7 protein-coding genes and 1 pseudogene are annotated in these 6,640 nt (G+C 61.5%); 3 read left to right on the top strand and 5 right to left on the bottom strand.

The window, feature by feature from the left end; genetic code table 11:
• The first annotated feature begins 255 nt into the window (after nt 1-255).
• Nucleotides 256-1,008, top strand: a complete 753-nt coding sequence (locus tag NKJ75_RS20935; RefSeq protein ID WP_352500131.1) for a DUF5131 family protein — start codon at nt 256-258, stop codon at nt 1,006-1,008.
• On the opposite strand, the gene tcmP is transcribed toward NKJ75_RS20935, so the two are convergent.
• The gene (gene tcmP, locus NKJ75_RS20930) at nt 978-1,877 is read right to left on the bottom strand and encodes a three-Cys-motif partner protein TcmP (protein WP_352500130.1); all 900 of its coding nucleotides are present in this window, start codon (nt 1,875-1,877) and stop codon (nt 978-980) included. The genes NKJ75_RS20935 and tcmP overlap by 31 nt on opposite strands.
• A 141-nt stretch (nt 1,878-2,018) precedes the next feature.
• A pseudogene (locus tag NKJ75_RS20925) lies at nt 2,019-2,108 on the bottom strand (transcriptional regulator); the annotation flags it as partial.
• A 643-nt stretch (nt 2,109-2,751) separates the two neighbouring features.
• On the opposite strand from NKJ75_RS20925, the gene NKJ75_RS20920 reads away from it, so the two are divergent.
• Nucleotides 2,752-3,213, top strand: a complete 462-nt coding sequence (locus NKJ75_RS20920) for a hypothetical protein (protein ID WP_352500129.1) — start codon at nt 2,752-2,754, stop codon at nt 3,211-3,213.
• Nucleotides 3,214-3,248: 35 nt separating this feature from the next.
• Here NKJ75_RS20920 and NKJ75_RS20915 read toward each other — a convergent pair whose 3' ends face one another.
• The 3 genes from NKJ75_RS20915 to NKJ75_RS20905 form a co-directional block, all read right to left on the bottom strand.
• Entirely contained in the window at nt 3,249-3,410 is a 162-nt protein-coding gene (locus NKJ75_RS20915; protein WP_352500128.1) for a hypothetical protein, read from the bottom strand.
• Between the two features lie 14 nt (nt 3,411-3,424).
• Complete coding sequence (locus tag NKJ75_RS20910; protein ID WP_352500127.1) at nt 3,425-4,783, bottom strand: tyrosine-type recombinase/integrase; 1,359 nt, start codon at nt 4,781-4,783, stop codon at nt 3,425-3,427.
• 412 nt (nt 4,784-5,195) lie between these two features.
• Nucleotides 5,196-5,738 (bottom strand): autotransporter, encoded by a 543-nt coding sequence (locus NKJ75_RS20905; protein WP_352500126.1) that lies wholly within the window; start codon nt 5,736-5,738, stop codon nt 5,196-5,198.
• A 159-nt stretch (nt 5,739-5,897) separates the two neighbouring features.
• Between NKJ75_RS20905 and NKJ75_RS20900 the strand changes: the two genes are divergently transcribed.
• Entirely contained in the window at nt 5,898-6,626 is a 729-nt protein-coding gene (locus NKJ75_RS20900; RefSeq protein WP_023714481.1) for a GntR family transcriptional regulator, read from the top strand.
• The last annotated feature ends 14 nt before the right edge of the window (nt 6,627-6,640 follow it).

The following is a 6,640-nucleotide window of genomic DNA, read 5'->3' as shown; positions in this document are numbered from 1 at the left end:
AAGCCATGGCGACCGCGCTGCTGTGGCTGCTGGCGAGCCCCGAGCGCGTCATGCCGAAACTCTCGATCGAGGAAGAGGCTGCCGAACAGAAGCGCGTCGACATCGCCCGCAAAGGCCGCGAGAACGCGAAACGGCGACGGCTTATCAAGGCGGCCGGCGACAGCCAGGCCGTCGCATAGGCCCGAGCGGTGCCTCAACGTTCGCACAAGCCCCAAGATGTAGCTAAGTTTGGCAAAATATAGGAGGATGGACCCTATGGCCGAAACCTCGATTGAATGGACCGACGCGACGTGGAATCCGGTGGCGGGCTGCACGATCCTGACTGCTGGCTGCACGAATTGCTATGCGATGCGTATGGCCGCGCGTCTCGAGGCGATGGGTATGGAGAAGTACCAGGGGCTGACACGCAAGACCGGTGGCCGAGCGAAATGGACCGGTAAAGTCGTCACCGACTCAAAATCACTGGCGATCCCTGCAACCTGGTCAAAGTCGCGTCGGGTGTTCGTCAACTCAATGTCCGACCTGTTCCATATCGACGTGCCGGCAGATTTCATCCGCCAAGTCTGGACTGTGATGGAGCAGACGCCGCGGCATACATATCAAATTCTGACGAAGCGCCCAGCGATGATGGCTGAGGTCCTGAGTCGCGGGGACTTTCCTATTCTGCCGAACGTTTGGCTTGGGACCAGCGTGGAAGATAGTCGCGTGCTCGATCGCCTCGACGACTTGCGCCGCGTGCCGGCCGCAATCCGCTTCGTCTCGCTTGAGCCCTTGATAGGCTCCGTAGCGGGCGCCAACCTGACCGCCATCCACTGGGCGATTGTCGGCGGCGAGTCGGGGCCGGGCGCTCGCGATATGGATCCGCGTTGGGTCGACGAGATCGAGACGATGTGCCGGCGCAGCGGAACGGCTTTCTTCTTCAAGCAGTGGGGCGGCCGCAACAAGAAGGCGACAGGCCGGACGCTTAATGGTCGAACTTACGATGAGATGCCCCGCTTGAGTATATGACTGCCGAACTTGCGTGCCAGGCCTAATGCTCGCGGATCGTCGTTCGACACCGCAAAAAAGAGCGAAAACAATTGGGGGCGACGGCGTACCGGCAGCGCGAAAGGTTCGAGAACCAATGGAAATATGGTGAGTAGTCGCCTCCGCACATAAGCCTCAAGGCCGGCGACGTCAGCATGACGCTGCCGGATTTCCGGTTGTTCAAGACCGCTGAAAATATCGTGTTGGCCCTGGTCAACCGAACTGTACAGCTCCTGTTCCCAAGCGTCCGTGCCGAGCATTCGGGTGAGCGCTCGACGTTTCGTCGGATCGACAGCCTCGATATTTCGGGCCGCCTGCCGATACAGGCCCGAAAGAGAAAACAGATACCACACGTCCACAGCTTTGGTATTAGCGATTGCCTGCAGCGTCTCCCACTCAACCTGCATTCCATACGGGTCAAGAAACATCACCGCTCTGGTGCTTCGCCAATCCGCCGCACGCAAAGCATCTGGGATCAGTTTGTTGGCGTCGCCGGCTAGGACAAGGATATCGCGGTCGCTATGAGCCTCGCGGAGCGCCATGAGCGCAGCGACATGCTTCGGCAACGCGTCCATTAAGAAGATTTTGTCGAACCTCGGCTCGATGTCGATGGCTATCGTGGCCGAGCCCCTGCGTTGCTCAACGCGCTCGGGATACCCTTCAGTCAGGAAGTCGGCCTCTTTGCCTGGGATCTTGACCGACCACGTCCCGGTGCCAGCAAATGCGTCGAAATACCAGAGCCTACGGAATTTCCCCCGAAGAGCTTTCGTGTAGGTTTCAAGGTACTCTCGAACGAGCGATAGCTTGATTTCTGTGTCTGCTGTCCCGAAAAAATGCGTCGGATCTGACATTTGTGAAGCGCCCGCTCTCGGCCAGGTGTGCCGGGAAGGCCCGATCGATCCGAGAGCTGGTAATTACGCACGGCGCGCCAGTCGGCGCAAGGCGCCCGGCAATGGGCCCGGTAGCCTTAGCCGCTCCCGACGATACCGCTGTCAGCTTTGTGCGCTCTTGCGCAATCTCACCCCGGCGCCGCCGCCGTTCTCCGGGATTAACTCGACGCCGGCGGCCTCGAGGGCGCGTCGAGATCGCGCGCAAGGGGCGCTAGAACGCGAAGCGGCGACGGATCAAGGCTGAATCAGAAAAGGCCGCCAGGTTTCCCTAAGCGGCCTTTCCAGGTGTCCGTGGTGGTTCCAACATTAACGGGCGATTTCAGACCCTCAACCTGGGGGCCTAACTCCCAGGAGCGCTCTACTCGGGAACCGCTGCTAATCGGGGCTGCAGCTGCTCAGCTACCCGAACCGAGGCGCCAGCCGAAGCCAGCTCCACGGACTAATCAGGAATACCGCAGGTGGCTGGCTTTACGCAATCGAATTGACGCGCATCAATGGGTTATCCCCAGGGGGGAGTTTCGCTTGTGCTTGACGAGAATCGGTGCGGAGAGCATCGTGTCCGTGGGCTTAGTAACCCGGACCTGGATACGGCGGCGCAACCCTTGGCGGGGCGGCTTCACCGAATAGCGTAGGAAGCCTGCACGGCTTCTGTGCGTATGTGGTGCGCCTTGGCGGGCGTCCCAACTCGGCTTTTATGGCCGGGGGCGGACGCCATGTCCAGAGGGAAACCTTAAAAGCGATCCGGCTTGTCTTCCAGGCAAGTTACTAACCCCCGGCTGCCGCGCCCGCTGCGCGGTGCGGGCCTTAGTAAGCCCTTACCTGGGGACACTTCAACATGACATCAGAGGCAACAACCATCGACCGGCGGCGCGTGCTGTTCGGTGCGGGGACAGTGGTCGCGGTATTGGGCGCCATTCCAGCCGCAGCGGGGCCAGGACGAGCGATCGGCGCTCCGGAGGTCCCAGACACCGCGCCAACCCTTCCGCAGCCACCTCTGGCGCGCCTGCATGCCCTGCATGATGAACTTTGCGAACTGGTCGGGGCACGTAACCAGCACTGTGGCGGCAAGTGGGAGTTGCGCGTCCGTGCACCCGCTGGCGACGGCTATCCTCCGATCGTCTATATGAACGTCGGATCGATAGCGCCGAGGGATCGCTTTGAGATGGCACGGCGCGAATTTATCGACGCCACGAAAGCGATGCATCCTGGTATCCATCTCTGGACCGTCCACGGCGAGGACTTCACTGGTGATCTCCCTGGATTTTCACTGATCTACGGGCAACGAGTGCAGGCCTAACCCGCCGTCGGCCCGCCGTCGAAAGGCGGCGGGCTTCAGCCCGCGAAAACCAACCCCACCGCAATTCCGACGCCGATCGCAATGCCGGTGGTTAAGTTCCCTGCCAGGCGCAGCGCCCAAGCCATCGCGACATCGCGCCAGTGCCGTTCTGGCAACGAGTGGAGAGCGTCAATCAGATCGTCGAAAACCCTATCCACGATGATCTCCCGTGCTATCTCACCTTCAACTGCGTGACGTTCTCAGGTCGCTTGATCCCGGCGACGATCTGCTCGAGCAGCAACGCCCATGCGTCGAGCGCACGCCGCTTCTCAGGCAGATAGTCGTTGTGATCGTAGTGCTTGCCTGTGACCGCCGCAGCACCGCCCGTATCGCCGGCATGGGCGATGATCTGCGAGACGATGAAACGGGGAAAGCCGATTCGCTCGCTGGTGAGCAGCGTGGCGCCAGTACGCCGCAGATCATGAGGGGTGGCCGCGCCTATCTTGACCGCCTCGACAAGTCGCTTCATCGCCCGCGAGAACGCCCGCCGGTCTAGCGGCTGGTCGTCTTCCGATCGAGGTGACGGAAACACATAGTCGCTGCCATTGCCTTCAACTGCGGCCTGCGCCTCGTCGAGCAGCGCAAGAGCGGCGGCGCTGAGTGGCACCATGTGCGCTTTCTTCCCCTTCATGCGCTCGGCCGGGATAAGCCAGGTCTTGGCTGCGCGGTCGATCTCGGCCCAGCGCATGCCGACCACCTCACCGCCACGCTGCAGGGTCACCGCCGCCATTCTGAGCGCGATACCCATCAACAGCGAGAGAGCCAGGTCGTCGACGTCCTGTGGCCGCTGGCAAGCTCGCCAGAAGGCTTTGAGGTCATCATCCTTGATCACCGTCGTCCCGACCTCTGGCGCCGCCACAGCGATGTCATGCGCCGGGTTGTGATCGATGACGCCTTCGCGTACTGCGAAGCTCATCAACTGGCGGATGATGTTCCGGCAATGCCGGCCGTTGGACTTGGCGCGTTTCCCCTGCTTGGTCACAAATTCGCGGATCTCAATACGCGTGATGCTGGCAACCGCGCTGTCGCCGAATTTCGGTTTGACCAGCTTGTCGAAGATGCGTTGTTCTTCGGCGATCGTGCTGGCACGCTTCGGGGCCGACTTCGGGCCTCCTTTGTGAGTCCCCTCTGCCGCCGCGATGAAATAGGCGTCGGCCAGGCCGGAGAGCTTGTGTAGGTGCTTACGACGTTGCTCGGCCTTGCTGGCACGATCGAGAGCCACGACATCGGTTCCAGTGGCGACGAGGCCCTTTGCCTTCCGTGCCTCGTCCCGCGCCTTCGCGAGCCCGACAGACGGGAAATAGCCAAGGTTCTTGCGACGGTGCTCGCCGGCGGCGTTGCGGTAGCGCACGGACCACGACCGAACGTCCTTGTCGGTGACCCGGAAGATCAGGCCGGCCTCGACGTCGTCGCGAATTTCAAGCCGCTTTCCATTCACTGGCATGGCATTCTTGACGACATCATTTGTCAGTTTCGACATGGAGCAAATTCTCCGGGGGCACACCGGGGGCACAAAAATGTTGCGCAACATCGCTTTTCCTTGCACATTGTCGCACACAAAGCAATTCAGCAAGTGGCGGTATTGCAAGGTTTCCGGGGATTTCGGGGATGGCTTCGCACAAGCTCGCACGCAGGCGTTCCCAGACTACGAATCTGGGGGTCAGGAGTTCGAATCTCTTCGGGCGCGCCATTTCCGCCGAAACTGTGATTTCCTGCGATCCGCTAGCCGGTCTTGGGCTCACATATGAAGAGCAGGTCGCGGAACACGTTGCCGAGCACCGCCTCATTCGAGTGCTGGAGAACTGGACGCCGCTTATTCCAGGCTTCTTCATGTATTACCCCAGTCACCAGCATCAGCCTGCCGCACTAACTGCGCTAGTCAACGCGCTGCGGTGTTCTTGAAATGGGCCGGTATGCGGCGACCGTTATTCCGCTTTCCCGGATCAGGGCCCAATCGGCCTCGCCCCAGCCAGATACCGCTCATTGTCGAACGGCTCGGCGTGGGTGCTGTCCGGGCTCCACATGTGGCGGTGGGTCTCGGTAAGATTGCCGAGATAGACATGCAGTGCGCCTGAGCGGGCGCTGCCGGTGTTGGCGACCGCGTGCACAGTATCAGGGGTCATGTGCACCACGGCGGGCGCCGCGATGTCGTGGCGTTCCGGCGCATCGATCTCGCTGCCGTCAACGGGATAGATGAAGTTGGTCTCGCTACCCTTGTAGATGCCGATCAGCGCATCCATCAGATGGTTGTGCGGCGGGTACTGCAGGCCGGGCGACAGCGTGATGTGGTAGATGGTCAAGTCAGGGCTGGCATGCAGCAGCACCTCATCGTCGTGTTCCTCATGCGCGAGCACGCCTGATGCATGGAAGCGATCGGTGTGTTCGCGCAGCACCGCCTTGACCCGTTCGAAGGCATGAGCACCTTTGGCTGCGTTGACGATATCGGCGGTTACGGCGTAGAGAGGCGAGTTGGCGGCAAGAGACATTGTCGTCATCTCCATTGGGAAGCTCAATCAATACAACTGAGATGCTCAGGCTAGCGAATGCCGGCAGACCCGTCAACCGGATGGTCGAAACCGGCAAGCAGACTACGCGGGCAGACCACGCGGGCAGACCACACGGGCAGACCACACGGGCAGGCAGATATGGCTCTTCCGAAATCAGTGTCACCGTCCGCCGTCAAGGCGCCGTCGACCGCCGACATATTGCGCAGCGAGGAAGCTTATGAGCAGCTGAAGAGCGACATCGTCGCCTGCGTCCTGCAACCCGGCGAAAGCCTGACCGAAAAGCAGATCGGCGACCGCTACCAGATCAGAAAGGCGACGATCCGCTCGGCTTTGGCCCGCCTGACGCAGGAAGGGCTGATCAAGAGCGAGCCGCGCCGCGGCTATGTCATCGCACCGCTTAGCCTGCGCGACGTCAACGAGATCTTCGACGTCCGCAGCCTGATCGAACCGGAAGTGTTCCGGGTGGCCGCGGCAAACCTCACCGAACGCGGGCTCGACGACATCAGGCTGGCGGCGCAGAAGGTGCTGAAGCCGGAGACGCTGCGCAGCCATGTCGCCTTTCTGGCGGCCGACCGCGCCTTTCGCCTGGCCCTGGCCGAACTCTCCGGCAATCTGCGGCTGGTTCGCCTGCTCGACCAAACGCTCGACCAGTCGGAGCGTGTCCTCCATCTCGGCTTCAAATCGCGCGACTTCACGCAAGCGATCATCGGCCAGCAGAAGGAGTTGGTGCTTGCCTGCGAGCTGGCCGAAGTCTCGGCCATCGCAAAGCTTGCCCGCTCGCAGTGCCTGTCGCTCAAGAAGCAGGTGCTCGAGGCCTTGCTCGCCGGCTCCAAGCTGCAGGACGCCAATTTGCAAAGCTTCGCCTGAGGCGCGAAGCCCGC

The sequence above is a fragment of the Mesorhizobium sp. M0058 genome, assembly GCF_040323095.1.
Lineage (GTDB): Bacteria > Pseudomonadota > Alphaproteobacteria > Rhizobiales > Rhizobiaceae > Mesorhizobium.
This window is presented reverse-complemented; position numbering and strand designations above follow the sequence as displayed.